Genomic DNA, 15,742 nt, shown 5'->3' on the forward strand with positions numbered 1-15,742 from the left:
TAGTGCAGAGGCGCGTGTGCAGTCAGCCATGGCGATAGTTGGCGGCGCGGTGGGCCCGGCACAGGATGGTGAAGAAGGCTTCGCCACTAACGGTTTGGCCATATTCCACAGATGCAACAACCCGCCGCAGGAGTTCGGCGTCCGGGCGGTCCAGCACGGCGAGCGGGTGAGCCCAGCGCGGGCGGCCGGTCACCCGTCCGCACAGCAGCCAGGGCAGGAAGACCAGCACGCAGGTCGGCATGAAGAGCGGCACCAGGAAGCCCCACCACGGGCCCCAGGCGAGGCCCAGCAGCACCGCCGTCAGGAAGGAGGTGGCGACGGTGGCCAGGTAGAGCGAGCGACCCTGGCGTTCCAGCCAGTCGGGCGGGTACTTCCTTGTCAGGCGGTGCGCAATGCCTTCCAATACCAACAGTTGCTGGATTGATATGGCATCGGAACGGAGGTGCAAGGGCTTGCTCACTACGTGTTGCCTTTGAAGGAATGTTGTCATAGCCACATGGCTTTGACTGAAGCGTAGGCCGCCGGATGTTAAGAAAGCGTTAAAGTAAAGCAAACGGAACAGGGGTGCGCCCCGGCGTTGGCAAACTGTTTTCTTTAGATTATCGTTGGCGCGTTTGACCGTTTAATGACAAACAACTAAAGAAAGAGACCATGAAACGATTCCTTGCCGCCGCCTTCCTGTGCCTGGGCCTGTTCAGCTTCGCCCATGCCGAAACCGATGCCGCCCTGACCAAGCAGGTCAACGCTTTCGTGGACGAGTGGCACGAGGACGCGGCCAATGCGCGCATGGCCTATTTCGACAAGATGGCCAAGGACGGCGTCTACATCGGCACCGACCGCACCGAGCTGTGGCAGCGCGACGACTTCAAGGCCTGGGCCAAGAAATACTTCGAGCGCAAATCCGCCTGGAGCTTCAAGGCCACCCGGCGCAACGTGTATGCCTCGGCGGACAAGTTGCTGATCTGGTTCGACGAGCTGCTCGACACGCCGAACATGGGGCCCTGCATGGCCAGCGGCGTGATCCGCAAAACGGCCAAGGGCTTCGAGATCGTGCACTACCAGCTGTCGATGGCGGTGCCGAACGAGGTGGCTGGGCAGGTGACCAAGCTGATCGCGGAGCACGAGAAGGCCGGCAAACCAGCCGGTAAATAAGCGGAGCGCTTATCATCGCCGCATGTCGCAACTGAATCCCCCCTACATCGGCCGCTTCGCACCATCGCCGACCGGCCCGCTGCATGCCGGCTCGCTGGTCGCGGCACTGGCCAGCTACCTCGACGCGCGCTGGCACCACGGCGCCTGGCTGGTGCGCATCGAGGACATCGACGAAGGCCGCAGCGTGCCCGGCGCCGCCGAGGGCATCCTGGCGCTGCTGGACACGCTCGGCATGCATGCCGATGGCGAGATCGTCTGGCAGAGCCGTCGCAAGCACCTGTACCAGGCCGCCGCCGAGCGCATCGTCGAACACACCTATCCCTGCGGCTGCAACCGGCGCGAGATCGCCGATTCGCGCCTCGGCTTCGCGCCCGACGGCGCCGCCATCTATCCCGGCACCTGTCGCTACGGCCTGCAGGAGGGCCGCAACATGCGCAGCCTGCGTCTGCGCGTGCCGGAACCGGGCTACGACGTGATCGGATTCATCGACCGCTTCGCGGGCGAGGTGGTCCAGCGCCTGAGCGGCGAATCCGGCGACTTCGTCCTGAAGCGCGCCGACGGTTTCTGGGCCTACCAGCTGGCGGTGGTGGTGGACGACGCCGAGCAGGGCGTCACGGATATCGTCCGCGGGGCCGACTTGCTCGATTCGACGCCGCGCCAGATCTTCCTGCAGCGCGTGCTCGGGGCGCCGACGCCGCGCTACCTGCACGTGCCGGTGGTGCGCAACGAGAACGGCGAAAAGCTGTCGAAGCAGACCGGCGCGCTGGCGGTGGCGCCGGGCGACGAGGCGGGGGCGATCGATGCCCTGCTGCAGGCCGCGCGTTTCCTCGGCCTGGCGCTGGAGCGGCCGGCGTCGCTCGACGCCTTCTGGCGCGCGGCGATACCGGCCTGGGGCCAGTTGCTGGCCCGGCACCCGGGTGCATCAATCACTTGACCATGCCGGGCCGGCGGCGCGACATCACCGCCAGTCCGACCAGGCCGGCTCCCAGCATGCCTCAGGTGGCCGGTTCCGAAATCGGCGCCGACACCACGAAACCGCGGATCTCGCCGTTCGGATACTGCGTCGTGTGGATGTTGAGGTAAGCCCGGTTGTCGTTCATGGCATCGAGCAGCGCCGCGCCGGCGCGCAAGCGTCACATTTGCGCACATAGGCCTGTCTCATTAGCTACTAGATTGAAGCTCCTGATCAGGAATGAATGCAACAGCACACCCGGCGGGCGTACTGCAGAAGAAAGTAGCGCAACAAATTTCGCCTCGTCCACACCGTACGGGGGATGAACGTACCTCGGGAATAAGCGCAAAAAAAAAGGGTGTTGCTTGGCTAGTGCGGCTTGCGCAGGATGGTGATTTCGCCGTCGGTCTCGAGGAAGGCGCATTTCATGTCCTGGCGTGTGCAGTCGTGCTCGCGCAGGGCTTCTTCGAGGTCGGAATCAGACAGGCGGCAGTTGCGCACGACCTTCTCGAAGAACACGCCGTCGCGTCCGATCAGGATGGCGCTGCCCTCGACCAGCTTTTCGATGCTCGGACTGCGCGAGTTCACCAGGGCAACGGCGGAATTGATGGCCACCAGGGTAGCGGCCGCGATCAGGCCGCCGATCAGCGAATTGTCGCCGCCGTTGAGCGAGTTGGACACGGCTTCGGACAGCAGCATGACGACCAGGAGGTCGAAGGGTGTGAACTGGCCGACGGTACGGCGGCCGGACAGGCGCACCATCACGAGCAGCAGCAGGTACACGGCCAGGCCGCGCACGATGAACTCCCACCATGGAAGATCCATGTCGAACATAACCCCTCCGTGCAAAACACCGATGGGTTCATTGTAATCAAAACGTCAATATTTCGATTTCAAGCGTGCGCTGCTGCCAGGTTCAGGAGGCAGCGGGTGGCGCCGGCGTGGTGGCGGCGTTCTCGGCTTCCCAAATGGCCAGCTCGCGCTCGTAGCGTGCCAGCGCTTCGTCGTAGAGGTCGAACACGCAGGGCATGCAGCCGCTGCGGCAGCAGTCCTCGAGCTCGGGCTGCAGCGGCGGGACGGGACGCGGGCGCATGCTAGTTGCCGGCCTTGTCGCCGTTCAGGATGCGCTGGATTTCCTCGCGATCCTTCTTGCTGACGTGGCCGCGCAGGGCGGCCAGCACCAGCTCCTTGCCGGAGCCGGAGAAGGCCTTGTGGATCAGGTCCTTGATCAGGCTGGACTGGTGGCTGTCCTGCGGCTGGGCCGGCGCATAGACGTGGGCGCGGGTGCTTTCGTCGCGCGACAGCAGGCCTTTGGCGTGCATTACCTGGAGCAGGCGCAGCACGTTGGCGTACGCCATGTCGGGGCGCGTTTCGACCGCCGCCTCGTGCACCTGGCGCGCGGCGGCGGGGCCGAGCTGCCACAGCAGGCGCAGCATTTCCAGTTCGGATGGGGTCGGCTTGGCGGGTACGTCGGGGTTCGTCATGGATCTAGAATAAATGATCTAGACCGCCAAGTCGAGCCTTCAGCTGCACATCAGTCCTTCAGGCTGTACTCGCGCAGCTGGAACACGTTCTTGCCGTCTTCGCGCTCGCACACCCCGGTCATGGTCTCGCCCTTGCGCAGCACGTGGGTGACGCGGGTGCCCTCGGCCTTGCCGGCGCAGGCCGCATGGGCCGCGGCGGGCACCTCGGGCAGCTCCACCGATGGCGGCATGGGCGGCGCCGGCGGGGCAGGTGGAGCGGGCGGCGCCGGCGGTGCGAAGTGGGCCATGGCGAGGTGAGGCGGGGCCGGCGGAGCAGGGGGCGCCGGCGGCGCGGGCGGGGCCGGAGGCGGCGGGCACTTCACGGTCGATTCGCACTTGTAGTGGACGTGGACGCCGGCCTGGGCGCTGCCGGCGGCGGCGACGAAGCCGAGCAATGCGACGAGGGCGATGGCCTGGTTCTTGGTATGCATGGTGGTCTCCTTGGCTGCGGCCCGCACGGTGCGGCGGGCCATGGAGACATCCTGCCTGCCAAATGTGGAGAAAAGATGGATTAGAGCTTCTTCAACGCCCGCTCGCGCTCCTCGCGCAAGGCGGGAACGCCGGCCTGCTCGACCAAGCTCTGCAGCGCGAGCCGATGGGCCGTGGCCAGCGCGGCGCTTGGCTCCACCGCCACGTCCGGCTTGACGCCCACGCGTTCCCAGCCGGGGCCGGTGAGTAGCTTCCACTCGGCGATGAACAAGGCGTAACCGTCACCCACCGAATATTTGAGTCCACCGTTGCCGGCGCCGGCCGAGGTCTCCCCGATCACCTTGACGCGGCCCACGCGCGCGCCGCTGTAGGCAAGCATCTCGGCGGCCGATGCGCTGCGGCGATCGATCAGCACGTACACCGGCGCGTTCGCCAGCGACTTGCTGCCCAGCCCCGGGTCTGTCTTCACCTCGCTGCGGATGCCGGCTGCCCGGTTTTCGGAAGCATGCAGCAAGATCGGCGGCGCTTCCGGCGCATAGAAGTGGCTCAGGATGAACCCGACCGTGTCGGGCGAGCCGCCGTAGTTGCCGCGCAGGTCGATGATGAGGGCGTCGCTGTTGGCGAGGAAGCGCATCGCCGCTTCCGCCGTCGCGCGCGACAGGTCCAGAGGAACAAAGGACGACAGGCGCAGGTAGCCGACGTTGCCGTCGAGGCGCTGGACCGCGTCGAAGCCGAAATTGGTGCGGGCGATGGTGGCGCTGTCGCGGCCGTCGATGCGGCCGGTGCGCATGACCTGGCGGACCTGCCCGCCGGGCCCGGCCACCGTCACGGCGCCTGGCGCGGTCGTACCCGGCACGAAATCGGACTGCGGTTCGTAGCTCATGCGCAGGTGCAGGTCGGGCTGGATCGCCTGCATGGCCTGGGTCACCGCCTTGGCGTAGGCCTGCGGGTCGGACACCTTGTCGAGCTCGGTTATCTGCGCCAGCAGGCCTTCGGCCAGCCTGGCCCCGAGCGCGGCGTCGAGGTAGCGTTCGCGCAGGATCTGGGCTGTGCGGTCGATGACGGCGCCGCGGTCGGCCAGCGCGGCCGGGGACGGGAGGAACAAGGCTGCGCCAAGGAGAAGCGCGGCGAGCAGGCGTAGGTATGTCATGTGCTTCCTTGCGATGGTAAAGGCTCTACCGGTATTGCCGCGATGAAGCAAGAAAGTTCCCGTTCAATCCTCTCCCTAAAGGTCGAACCGGTAGCCAAGCCCGTAGATCGAGCGAATCGGTTCGAGGCAGGGTGCTGCGGCGTCGATCTTGCGCCGCAGGTTCTTGATGTGGCTGTCGATGGCGCGGTCAGTGGCCTCCAGGCTGTCGGCGTGGGCGGCGTCGAGCAGTTGGGCGCGCGAGAACACCTGGCCCGGACGGCGCGCCAGCGCAGCCAGGATCGCGAACTCGCTCGGCGTCAGGTCGAGCGGCTGGCCATGGACCCGCGCCAGGCGCGCCGTGTCGTCGATCGCCAGCACGGGTGCGCTCGGCGCGGCGCCGGCGCGGCGCAGGATGGCCTTGATGCGGGCCATCAGTTCGCGCGGGCTGAAGGGTTTGCACAGGTAGTCGTCGGCCCCGGCTTCCAGGCCGAGCAGACGGTCGATTTCCTCGACGCGGGCGGTCACCATGATCACCGGCAGCTCGCTGGTTTCGCGGAGCGCGCGGCACAGCGACAGGCCGTCGAGGCTAGGGAGCATCAGGTCGAGCACCACCAGCGCGGGCGGATTGGCGCGGATCGCGGCCAGGGCTTCGCGGCCGTCGCCAAAGACCTGCGGCGTGTAGCCGGCGGCGCGCGCGTAGTCGGCCACCAGCGCGGCCAGTTCCGGTTCGTCCTCGACGATCATGATGGCCTGGCTCATGCTGCGCCTCCCGCCATCGGCAGGGAGACGGTCACGCGCAGGCCGCCGAGCGGCGAGTGCGCGAACAGCAGGCTGCCGCCCTGGGCCTCCAGCAGGCGGCGGCACAGCGCCAGGCCGAGGCCGGCGCCGCCGTGGGCGCGGCTGCGCGAGGCGTCGACGCGGTAGAAGCGTTCGGCCAGTCGGGACAGGGCGTCGTCCGGCACGCCGGGTGCGCTGTCGTCGAGGACGAGATGCAGCTGGCCCGCATCGGCGTGCGCGTGCAGGGCGAGGCGTCCGCCCGCCGTCGTGTAGCGCAGGCTGTTTTCGAACAGGTTGTCGAGCACCTGGCGCAGGCGGTCGGGGTCGGCCAGCACCACGCGCTGCGACGGCGCCGCGCCCAGGTCCAGCCCCAGGCCAGCAGATTGCAGGCGCGCCGCGAATCCCTGTGCCTGCGCGCTCGCGAAGTCCCACAGGTCGAGCGCGACCGGCTTGCAGTCGAGCGCGCCCACGTCGGCGCGCGCCAGCGCGTAGAGCTCGTCGATCAGTTTGTTCAGTGCCAGCACCTGGCGCAGCATGGCCTCGAGCGTCTCCGGCGTGGCGCTGCGCACGCCGTCCTGCACCGCTTCGAGCTGCGCGCGCAGCACGGCCAGCGGCGTGCGCAGTTCGTGCGAGGTGTCGGCCACCCACTGGCGGCGCGCGCCCTCGGCGCTCTCCAGCTGCTGCGCGAGCGCGTTGAAGTGGCGCGCCAGTTCCCCCAGCTCGTCGCTGCGCGCGGCCGGCAGGCGCACATCGAAGCGGCCGCCGGCCAGCGCGCCGGCGCCTTCGGCCAGCTGCCGGATCGGCTGGCGGAAGTGGCGCGCCAGCAGGATCGCGGCCAGCGCGCTCAACGCGACCGCGGCCGCCACGATCAGCCATAGGCTGCTGCGCAGCTGTTCGAGGAAGGCCAGGGCCATCGCGTCGCTTGGGCGGTGGCTGCGCGCCACGCCCAGGTAGCCGACGGTGCGGCCATCGACCTCGATCGGTCTACGCGCGAGCGGCAGCGCGCCGGGGATGCGGCCGGCCAGGTAGCTGCCCTCGGCATCGAACAGCGTGACGCGCTGGTGCAGGTCGTAGGTGACGCCGTCGGCGCGCGGGGCGTCGAGGCGCGGTGGCGGCAGAGGCGGCGCGGGCGGAGCGGGCGGAGCGGGCGGTGCAGGGGGCGCGGGTGGCGCGACCACACCGACTACCGACGCCGGCATTGCCGGGGCGGCCGGCGCAGCGGGGGCTGCGGGCAAGGCGATCGGGCGGCGCCGGCGTTCGTCCTGCAGGCGCGCCAGCTCGCCCGCGATCCAGCCGCGCCGGGCGTCGCCGGCGGGCAGGAACTGCCAGCCGCCCTCGGCCTGGTAGCGCGCGGCCAGGGCGCCCGAGAGCTCGTCGAGACGGTCGAGTTCGATGCCCACGGCGTAGTCGCCGAAACCGGCCAGCACGTTCTGGCGCAGCAGGTAGACCGCCCCCGCCGCCACCGCCAGGATGGCGAGCAAGACTGAGAGGAACAGGCGGTGGCCGATGGAGAATTTCACAATGTCAGGTCAGCGTGGGACTACGTGGATCGGGAGAATTCGTTCTGTGAATCGCAAACGCACGATCATCCTATTCTAAGCGTGGTCAAAATGGAAAATATTGAACATTCAATTTCTCAATGTCTGACAGAGAATGCGCCAGGATGGTGCAAGGCGCATTCCTACAAAATGTGTGCCGAACTTCCGTGGTCCGCTGTGCCTGCCTTCGTTAGGATGAACCTGTCTCAGCCACTTCCGGCTGATCCTTTGACAATGTATGGAGGCAACTATGGCATCGAAAAACCAAGGCGGCAACCAGGGCGGCAACCAGGGCGGCAACAACAAGCAGAGCGGCGATACCAGCAACCGCGGTTTCGCATCGATGGATCCACAGAAGCAGCGTGAAATCGCTTCCGAAGGCGGCCGTGCGGCGCACGCATCGGGCAATGCCCACGAGTTCACTTCGGAAGAAGCACGTCGTGCGGGCTCGATGAGCCACGGCGGCGGTGGCGGCGGCGGTAACCAGCAAAGCGGCGGCGGTGGCGGCCAGCAGAGCGGTGACCGTGGCGGCAACCAGGCAAGCAGCGGCAACACCCGCGGCGGCTCGCCGGAACAGCATGCGAAGGCCGGCTCGCAGAGCCACAAGAACGACAAGCGTTAAGCAGCACCTCTACACCCGCCCGTCATGGGCGGGTGATCAGTAAACGTCTCGGCGGTAGCGGCCTTCGGCCGTGAGCACGTCGAGCTTCCCGGCGCCGAGCACCTCGGCCAAGGCCTCGTGCACGCCGCCGGCCATTCCCTGCAAACTGCCGCAGACGTAGATCGCGGCGCCTTCCTCGACCCAGCTGCGCAGTTCCTGTGCGTGTTCACGCACCAGGTGCTGCACGTAGCGCGGTGTCGCCTGGTCGCGCGAGAAGGCCAGGTCGAGCTGGGCCAGACCGCCGCCGGCCAGCCATCCCTGCAGCTCGTCGCGGCGCAGGAAATCGCAAGCCGCATTGCGTTCGCCGAACAGCAGCCAGTTGTCGCCGTTGCCGGCGTCGATGCGCGCCTTGATCAGCGCGCGCAGGCCGGCCAGGCCGCTGCCGTTGCCGATCGCGATGAGCCCACGCGCGGCGTTGCCGTTCAGGCGGAAGCGCTGGTGCGCGCGCAGGCGCAGGCGGATCACGTCCTCGCTGGAGGCGGTCTCGCACAGCCAGCCGGACGCGGCGCCCAGGCTGCCGTCCTCGCGCCGTTGCAGGCGCACCATCAGTTCCAATCGGCCTTCCGAAGGCAGGGAGGCGATCGAATATTCGCGCGGGTGCTCCGGGTCGCCTGGAGCGCTGACCTGCGCCAGGTCGCCCGCTTCCCAGGCCGGCAGCGCGCCCGCGCACGGCGCCAGGGCGATGCGGTAGAGCGGGGCGCCGGCGCTGCCCGCGTTCAGCAGTTCGCGTTCGAGGATGCGCCATTCGCCGTAGCCTGGGGCTTCCCAATCCGGGGCATCGGCGGTGCCGGCCAGGCGGCCGATGTGGTGCTGCCATGCGGCCAGTGCGTCGGCATTGCCGCGGTCGACGTCGATGCGGTCGAACAGCGGCGTGGCGCCATGCGCGGCCAGCCAGCCGTCGAGCGCGCGGCCGAAGCCGCAGTAATTTGTGTAGCTGCTGTCGCCCAGCGCCAGCACGGCGTAGTGCAGCTGCGCGAGGTCGGCGCTGGCGCTCATGGTCTCGCCGGCGAAGCGCGCAGCGGTATCGGGTGCGTCGCCTTCGCCATAGGTGCTGGCGATGAAGAGCACGCGGCCGGCTTGCGCCAGTGCGCCGGCGGGCAGGTCGGACATGCAGACCGCGCGCGCCGATAGCCCGCCGGTGTTCAAGGTGTCGGCGGTGCGTCCCGCCAGGTATTCGGCGCTGCCGGTCTGGCTCGCGTACACCACCAGCCAGTCGGCGTCGCCGGCCGGAAGGCTGCGGCGGATGGCGCGGGCGCGCCAGATCGCCAGGCACATGGCCAGGTAGCCGCTGGAGAGGGCGAGGGCGCCGCCCAGGCGCACGGGATCGATGGTCAGCGTCATTGGAGCAGCTCGCGCCAGGCGGTAGACAGGTGTTCCTGCAGTCCACCGGCATTGCGGACCAGGTAGCGCGCCGCGATGCCGCGCGCATCGGCGAAGGCCAGCCCTGCCTGCGTGCCCATCACGGTGAGCGCGGTGGACAGCGCGTCGGCGGCCATGCAGGTGCCGGCGACCACGGTGCAGGATGCGACGCCGTTGGCGATCGGATGCCCGGTGCGTGGGTCGAGCGTATGCGAGGCGCGCTGCGTCCCATGATCAAAGTAGCTGCGGTAGTCGCCCGAGGTCGCGATCGCCAGGCCGTGCAAGGCGATCACGGCTTCCGGTCCGGCGCCGCCGTCCGGCACGCCTTCGATCTCGACCCACCACGGTTCACCACCCGGCTTGACGCCGGCGCCGCGCAGTTCGCCGCCCACTTCGACCAGGTAGTGACGCACACCGAGGCGTTCGAGGCAGATGCCGAGGCGGTCGACGCCGTAGCCCTTGGCGATGGAGGAGAAATCGAGGATGGCGCCGCCCGGCTGTAGCAGGCGTCGGCCGGCGCGGTCGAGCTGCGGCGTGGCCTGCGCACGGCGCGCCAGCCTTGCTGCCACCTCGTGCGCACCGGGCGCCCTGAAGTCCGCTTGATCGTGGCGCGCCGAAGAGCCGAAGCCCCACAGGTTGACCAGCGCACCCGCAGCCGGGTCGTAGGCGCCGGCCGTGTCTTCATGCACTTGCAGCGCGAAGTCGATCACGTCGAAGAACTGCGGCGGCAGCGCATGCCAGCTGCCGCCGGGGGCGCGGTTGTAGCGCGAGAGCAGGGAGGCTTCCTCCCAATGGCTCATCTGCGCGACGATCTCGTTCAGCTCGCGCTGCAGCGCCGCGTCGATGTCGGCATCCAGATGCGGCGGGACCAGCATCCGCGCCGACCAGCTGGTACCCATCGAGCGGCCGGCGGCCTGGTGCAGTGTGCTGCCTGCGGCAGGCATTGCCAGGTCGATCGCATGCGGAACGAGAACTGCGCGCACTGCTTATTCCGGCAGGATCTCGAAGGTCGCCGAATAAGCGTAGCGGCGCGAACCCGGCTCGCCCGGACCCTTCGGCTGCTCGACCGGGTACTTGGCGCTCATCCAGTAGCGGTTCGGTTCCGGCAGCTTGAAGCTGGCTTCTCCCTTGGCGTCGGTGGTAAGGCGGATTTCGTTGATGGTGCCCCGGAACTTGACGCCGGCCGGCACCAGCGAGAACGGGAAGTTGGGCAGCGGCTTGCCGTCCAGCTGGAAGCGGAACTTGGCGGTTTCGCCGGCGCGCAGGTCGTTCGGGTGGGTGACCGGGACCAGCTCCAGGCCTTCGCCGCTTGGCTTGAGGGCGCCGGTGGAGAGCTTGTTGGCGGTGACGAAGGTCTCCATGCGGGTGTGGGTGGTCGATTTCTTGACGTCCGTCGCGCCTGCCGGGATCTCCTTGGCCACGCTTTGCTCGGTGCCGCGGAAGCGCTTTTCTTCGCCATTGAGCTTGTAGCTGCCCATCACGTTGTTCGACACCATCGCGATGCGGTAGGTGCCGTCCTTCGGCAGGCGCAGGTCGAGGGTCGAGCGGACCTTGCCCAGCACCGCGCCGGTTGCCGGCGTCGTCGCGCCGTCCGGATCGGTGACGGTCACGCCGTCCATGCGCAGGGGCATGTGGTCGAACTCGAACAGGCCTTCCGAGATCGCGCCGTCGATGGTGACCCAGGCTTCTTCCTTCTCGACGAAGCCGGTGGAGGGCAGCATCCAGCCGCGGTGGGCGCTGGCGGCGAAGGAAACGCTGGCCAGCGCCAGCGACAGGATGGTCTTCTTGACGAGGTGGTTCATGTGCTTGGTCTCCGGGTGCGCTTACTGGACGGCGATCGAAACGGCGCCGAGTTCTTCCTTGCCGCTGGCGTTGGCCGCCAGCTTGCCCTTGGCGGGCAGGGTGAAAGGCACGCGCACCAGCTCGCGGCCGCCGGCTTCGCGCGCCGCTTCGACCACCAGCTTGTAGTCGCCGGCCGGCAGTTTATCGGTTGCGCCGGCGAAGTTCATGCTGTGGCTGCCAGCCGCCTTGGTCGCGCCGCTCACGCCATCGAGCGGCAGCTTGACGTCCTTGCCGCCCTTGCGCCACCAGGTGCGCAGGTCCTTGATCCACTTTTCGCCCGCATTGTCCTTCTTCTTGACGTCGTACAGCACGGCCAGGTTGGAGGCGACGGCGCCGTCACCCTTTTCGATCCAGATCGCGACGTAGGGCTTGTGGTATTCCGCCACCTGCAGTTGCGGCAGTTCGAACTTCACGGACAGGTCGGCTGCCACGGCCCAGCTTGATACGAACGGCAGGGTCAGCGCGAGCGAGTGAGACAGTTTCATTAGATCGCCTTATAGATAGTAGGGTAACTAGAAGATAAGCTTATAAATTAGTGGACGAAAAGCAACGCGATCACGGCCGGCAGCACGATGCCGAAGCCGATCACCGGCCAGGTCGACGGCCGGTTGGCGGCGTGGTATTTCAGGATCAGGAAGCCGGTGACGCAAAAGATCACGCAGGCGATCGCGAAGATGTCGATGAACCAGCTCCACACGACGCCGGTATTGCGGCCCTTGTGCATGTCGTTGAGCCAGGAGATCCAGCCGCGCGAGGTAGCCTCGTATTCGGCGCCGCCAGCGACGGCGATGCGCAGCCAGGCGTCGCCGCCCGGGCGCGGCAGGGCGACGTAGGCGTCCTCTTCGGAAAACTCGGCGCGCTTGCCGCGCACGTCGACCGGGAAGGAGGCGTTGGCCCAGTCCGCGATCTCGCTCGGCAGCGGCACTTCAGCGTCGGCGTGTTCGGCCGCGTACTTCTCCAGCTGGGCGCGCAGCGGCGCCGGCAGCGTGGCTTTCAGGCGGGTGACCTGGGGCTTGGCCTCGATCTGGGCCGCGTGATTCAGGGTGAATCCGGTAAAGCTGAACAGCAGCATGGCCATCAGGCAGATGGCCGAACTGATCCAGTGCCACTGGTGCAGCTGCCTGAGATAGACGGCACGGCGCGGGCCCGGCAAGGCATTCTGGGGAAGAGAAGTGGTCGGTCCAGTTGAGCTCATCTTCAAATGATAACGATTATCATTTACGTGGTCAACCAGATAAGCGGATCCCGGACAGGATTTACAAATAGAAATAAAACATTTCTAAATTGAGGCTCTGCTTGACGCAGTCGCTTGCGTTACAATATCGTGCGCTAAAAGGCAGATTTGTTGCCTCGTGGCATGCATTTGCAGTAACAGAATTCGTCCTTCCCCCACAACTTGAGTAGTAAGTGCGATCCGCTAACCGGTCAGGCCGTGCCGCGGAAGGTTACCTAAACCCGCCCCAAACTCGCGAAGCGCGAAGAAAGGTGAGCAAGAATGATGCAGCAACAAACAGCGAACTCCTACCTGTTCGGTGGTAATGCACCGTACGTGGAAGAGTTGTACGAAGCCTACCTGGACAATCCAGGATCGGTCCCGGAAAACTGGCGCGCTTATTTCGACCAGATGCAGCACGTGCCTGCCGTGGACGGTACCAACCGCCCGGACGTGGTCCACGCGTCGGTCGTCGCTTCGTTCGCGGAACGCGCGAAGCAGGGCCCGATCCGCACCGTCACCGCCTCGTCCGACCCGGAAATGGGCCGCAAGCGCGTGGCCGTCACCCAGCTGATCGCTGCCTACCGCTACCTCGGCTCGCGCTGGGCCAACCTCGACCCGCTGCAGCGCCAGGAACGTCCGCCGCTGCCGGAACTCGACCCGGCCTTCTACGGCTTCACCGAAGCGGACCTGGACACCGTCTTCAACATCAGCAATACCTACTTCGGCAAGGAAACCGCGCCGCTGCGCGACATCCTGAACTGGCTGCGTGACACTTACTGCCGCTCGATCGGCGCCGAGTTCATGTACATCAGCGACCCGACCGAAAAGCGCTGGCTGCAGGAACGCCTGGAATCGATCCGCTCGACCCCGACCTTCTCGGGCGAAAAGAAAAAGCATATCCTCGAGCGCCTGACCGCGGCCGAAGGCCTGGAGCGCTACCTCCACACCAAGTACGTCGGCGCCAAGCGCTTCTCGCTGGAAGGCGGCGAATCCTTCATCGCCTCGATCGACGAAGTCATCCAGCGCGCCGGTGAAAAGGGCGTGCAGGAAATCGTCATCGGCATGGCCCACCGCGGCCGCCTGAACGTGCTGGTCAACACCCTGGGCAAGAGCCCGGCCGACCTGTTCGAAGAATTCGAAGGCAAGCACGCCGACGACCTGCCTGCGGGCGACGTCAAATACCACCAGGGCTTCTCGAGCGATATCTCGACCCCGGGCGGCCCGGTCCACCTTTCGCTGGCCTTCAACCCGTCCCACCTCGAGATCGTCAACCCGGTCGTCGAAGGTTCGGTCAAGGCCCGTATGGAACGCCGCGGCGACCGCAAGGGCAAGGAAGTGCTGCCGATCCTGGTGCACGGCGACGCTGCATTCGCCGGCCAGGGCGTGGTCATGGAAACCCTGAACCTGGCCCAGACCCGCGGCTACGGCACCGGCGGTACCGTCCACATCGTCATCAACAACCAGATCGGCTTCACCACCTCGGACCCGCGCGACGCCCGTTCGACCATCTACTGCTCGGACGTCGTCAAGATGATCGAAGCACCGGTGCTGCACGTGAACGCCGACGATCCGGAAGCGGTCGTGCTGGCCTCGCAGCTGGCGATGGACTACCGCACCGAATTCGGCAAGGACGTGGTCGTGGACATCGTCTGCTACCGCAAACTGGGCCACAACGAGCAGGACACCCCGGCGCTGACCCAGCCGCTGATGTACAAGAAGATCGCCAAGCATCCGGGCACCCGCAAGCTGTACGCGGAAAAGCTGGCTGCGCAGGGCACCATCGCCGCCGACGGTGGTGACCAGCTGGTCGCCGAGTTCCGCAACGCGATGGACGCCGGCAAGCACACCGTGGATCCGGTGCTGACCAACTTCAAGAACAAGTACGCCGTCGACTGGGCGCCGTTCCTGAACAAGAAGTGGACCGACGCCGCCGACACCGCCGTGCCGATGACCGAACTGAAGCGCCTGGCCGAACGCATCACCAAGGTGCCGGAAAACTTCAAGCCGCACTCGCTGGTCGAGAAGGTCCTGAACGACCGCGCCACCATGGGCAAGGGCGAGATGAACCTCGACTGGGGCATGGGCGAACACCTCGCCTTCGCTTCGCTGCTGTCCTCGGGCTACGCGATCCGCCTGTCGGGCCAGGACGCCGGCCGCGGCACCTTCGTGCACCGCCACGCCGTGCTGCACGACCAGAACCGCGAGCGCTGGGACCAGGGCATCTACCTGCCGCTGGCCAACGTCTCGGACAACCAGGCCAACTTTACCGTGATCGACTCGGTGCTGTCGGAAGAAGCGGTGCTCGGCTTCGAGTACGGCTACTCGACCGCCGAACCGAACACCCTGACCATCTGGGAAGCCCAGTTCGGCGACTTCGTCAACGGGGCCCAGGTCGTCATCGACCAGTTCATCGCTTCGGGCGAAGTGAAGTGGGGTCGCGCCTCGGGTCTCGTCATGATGCTGCCGCACGGCTACGAAGGCCAGGGTCCGGAGCACTCGTCGGCCCGTATCGAGCGCTTCCTGCAGCTGTGCGCCGACAACAACATGCAAGTGGTGCAGCCGACCACGGCCGCCCAGATCTTCCACCTGCTGCGCCGCCAGATGGTGCGCCAGTTCCGCAAGCCGCTGGTGATCTTCACGCCGAAGTCGCTGCTGCGTAACAAGGACGCCGGCTCGCCGCTGACCGAACTGGCCAAGGGCGGTTTCCAGACCGTCATCGGCGAAGTGGACGAGAAGATCGACGCATCGAAGGTCAAGCGCGTGCAGGTCTGCTCCGGCAAGGTCTACTACGACCTGGTCAACGCCCGCAAGACCCGTGGCGTCAGCGACGTCGCGATCGTTCGTATCGAACAGATGTACCCGTTCCCGCACAAGTCCTTCGCCGCCGAACTGAAGAAGTACCCGAACGCGACGGAAGTGGTGTGGGTGCAGGACGAGCCGCAGAACCAGGGTCCGTGGTTCCAGATCCAGCACAACGTCTTCGAAAGCATGGAAGACGGCCAGCGCCTGGCGTATGCCGGCCGCCCGGCTTCCTCGTCGCCTGCGGTCGGCTATGCCGACAAGCACGTGGCGCAGCAGAAGGAACTGCTGGAAACCGCGTTCTCGAAGCTCAAAGGTTTCATCCTGACGAAGTAATAAGAAAAACACGCCCCGGGCTGCGGTCC

General features: G+C 66.8%; 18 protein-coding genes. 4 read left to right on the plus strand and 14 right to left on the minus strand.

Annotation, left to right across the window (positions count from 1 at the left end):
• Positions 1-22: 22 nt before the first annotated feature.
• A complete protein-coding gene (locus tag GV068_RS22725; protein ID WP_159703357.1) occupies positions 23-403 on the minus strand; it encodes a hypothetical protein in 381 nt (126 codons plus the stop codon).
• Positions 404-651: 248 nt separating this feature from the next.
• On the opposite strand from GV068_RS22725, the gene GV068_RS22730 reads away from it, so the two are divergent.
• Both GV068_RS22730 and gluQRS read left to right on the plus strand, forming a co-directional pair.
• Complete coding sequence (locus tag GV068_RS22730; RefSeq protein WP_159703360.1) at positions 652-1,152, plus strand: nuclear transport factor 2 family protein; 501 nt, start codon at positions 652-654, stop codon at positions 1,150-1,152.
• A gap of 22 nt (positions 1,153-1,174) precedes the next feature.
• Positions 1,175-2,086 carry a tRNA glutamyl-Q(34) synthetase GluQRS gene (gene gluQRS, locus GV068_RS22735; RefSeq protein WP_159703363.1) on the plus strand — a complete coding sequence of 304 codons (912 nt, stop codon included), beginning with the start codon at positions 1,175-1,177 and terminating at the stop codon, positions 2,084-2,086.
• 61 nt (positions 2,087-2,147) lie between these two features.
• Here gluQRS and GV068_RS22740 read toward each other — a convergent pair whose 3' ends face one another.
• The 8 genes from GV068_RS22740 to GV068_RS22775 form a co-directional block, all read right to left on the minus strand.
• Positions 2,148-2,282 (minus strand): CHRD domain-containing protein, encoded by a 135-nt coding sequence (locus GV068_RS22740; RefSeq protein ID WP_229464429.1) that lies wholly within the window; start codon positions 2,280-2,282, stop codon positions 2,148-2,150.
• A 191-nt stretch (positions 2,283-2,473) separates the two neighbouring features.
• Positions 2,474-2,938 (minus strand): DUF421 domain-containing protein, encoded by a 465-nt coding sequence (locus GV068_RS22745; protein ID WP_159703366.1) that lies wholly within the window; start codon positions 2,936-2,938, stop codon positions 2,474-2,476.
• Between the two features lie 82 nt (positions 2,939-3,020).
• Positions 3,021-3,197, minus strand: a complete 177-nt coding sequence (locus GV068_RS22750) for an oxidoreductase-like domain-containing protein (protein ID WP_159703369.1) — start codon at positions 3,195-3,197, stop codon at positions 3,021-3,023.
• Position 3,198: 1 nt separating this feature from the next.
• The gene (locus GV068_RS22755) at positions 3,199-3,588 is read right to left on the minus strand and encodes a BlaI/MecI/CopY family transcriptional regulator (RefSeq protein WP_159703372.1); all 390 of its coding nucleotides are present in this window, start codon (positions 3,586-3,588) and stop codon (positions 3,199-3,201) included.
• Positions 3,589-3,638: 50 nt separating this feature from the next.
• Entirely contained in the window at positions 3,639-4,100 is a 462-nt protein-coding gene (locus GV068_RS25040; protein WP_201303337.1) for a hypothetical protein, read from the minus strand.
• A 38-nt stretch (positions 4,101-4,138) separates the two neighbouring features.
• Positions 4,139-5,206, minus strand: a complete 1,068-nt coding sequence (locus tag GV068_RS22765; protein WP_159703375.1) for a S41 family peptidase — start codon at positions 5,204-5,206, stop codon at positions 4,139-4,141.
• A gap of 75 nt (positions 5,207-5,281) precedes the next feature.
• Positions 5,282-5,944: a response regulator gene (locus tag GV068_RS22770; protein ID WP_159703378.1), complete on the minus strand. Its 663-nt coding sequence runs from the start codon at positions 5,942-5,944 to the stop codon at positions 5,282-5,284.
• Entirely contained in the window at positions 5,941-7,482 is a 1,542-nt protein-coding gene (locus GV068_RS22775; protein ID WP_159703381.1) for an ATP-binding protein, read from the minus strand. The genes GV068_RS22770 and GV068_RS22775 overlap by 4 nt, the downstream gene beginning before the upstream one ends.
• A 268-nt stretch (positions 7,483-7,750) precedes the next feature.
• On the opposite strand from GV068_RS22775, the gene GV068_RS22780 reads away from it, so the two are divergent.
• Positions 7,751-8,122: a KGG domain-containing protein gene (locus tag GV068_RS22780; RefSeq protein ID WP_159703384.1), complete on the plus strand. Its 372-nt coding sequence runs from the start codon at positions 7,751-7,753 to the stop codon at positions 8,120-8,122.
• Between the two features lie 36 nt (positions 8,123-8,158).
• Here the strand turns inward: GV068_RS22780 and GV068_RS22785 are convergent, their stop codons facing one another.
• Genes GV068_RS22785 through GV068_RS22805 form a run of 5 tightly spaced genes read right to left on the minus strand, consistent with a single transcriptional unit; the run spans position 8,159 to position 12,557 of the window.
• Complete coding sequence (locus tag GV068_RS22785) at positions 8,159-9,502, minus strand: sulfite reductase subunit alpha (protein WP_159703387.1); 1,344 nt, start codon at positions 9,500-9,502, stop codon at positions 8,159-8,161.
• Positions 9,499-10,503, minus strand: a complete 1,005-nt coding sequence (locus GV068_RS22790; RefSeq protein WP_229464431.1) for an FAD:protein FMN transferase — start codon at positions 10,501-10,503, stop codon at positions 9,499-9,501. The genes GV068_RS22785 and GV068_RS22790 overlap by 4 nt, the downstream gene beginning before the upstream one ends.
• 3 nt (positions 10,504-10,506) lie before the next feature.
• Positions 10,507-11,322, minus strand: coding sequence for a DUF4198 domain-containing protein (locus tag GV068_RS22795; protein WP_159703390.1), 816 nt, complete (start codon positions 11,320-11,322; stop codon positions 10,507-10,509).
• 21 nt (positions 11,323-11,343) lie between these two features.
• Positions 11,344-11,847 (minus strand): DUF2271 domain-containing protein, encoded by a 504-nt coding sequence (locus tag GV068_RS22800; protein ID WP_159703393.1) that lies wholly within the window; start codon positions 11,845-11,847, stop codon positions 11,344-11,346.
• Positions 11,848-11,894: 47 nt separating this feature from the next.
• On the minus strand, positions 11,895-12,557 hold the full coding sequence (locus GV068_RS22805) for a PepSY-associated TM helix domain-containing protein (RefSeq protein WP_159703396.1): 663 nt from the start codon (positions 12,555-12,557) through the stop codon (positions 11,895-11,897).
• 300 nt (positions 12,558-12,857) lie between these two features.
• Between GV068_RS22805 and GV068_RS22810 the strand changes: the two genes are divergently transcribed.
• Positions 12,858-15,713: a 2-oxoglutarate dehydrogenase E1 component gene (locus GV068_RS22810; protein ID WP_159703399.1), complete on the plus strand. Its 2,856-nt coding sequence runs from the start codon at positions 12,858-12,860 to the stop codon at positions 15,711-15,713.
• Positions 15,714-15,742: the final 29 nt, after the last annotated feature.

It is taken from the genome of Massilia sp. 9I (assembly GCF_902506415.1).
GTDB lineage: Bacteria > Pseudomonadota > Gammaproteobacteria > Burkholderiales > Burkholderiaceae_D > Telluria.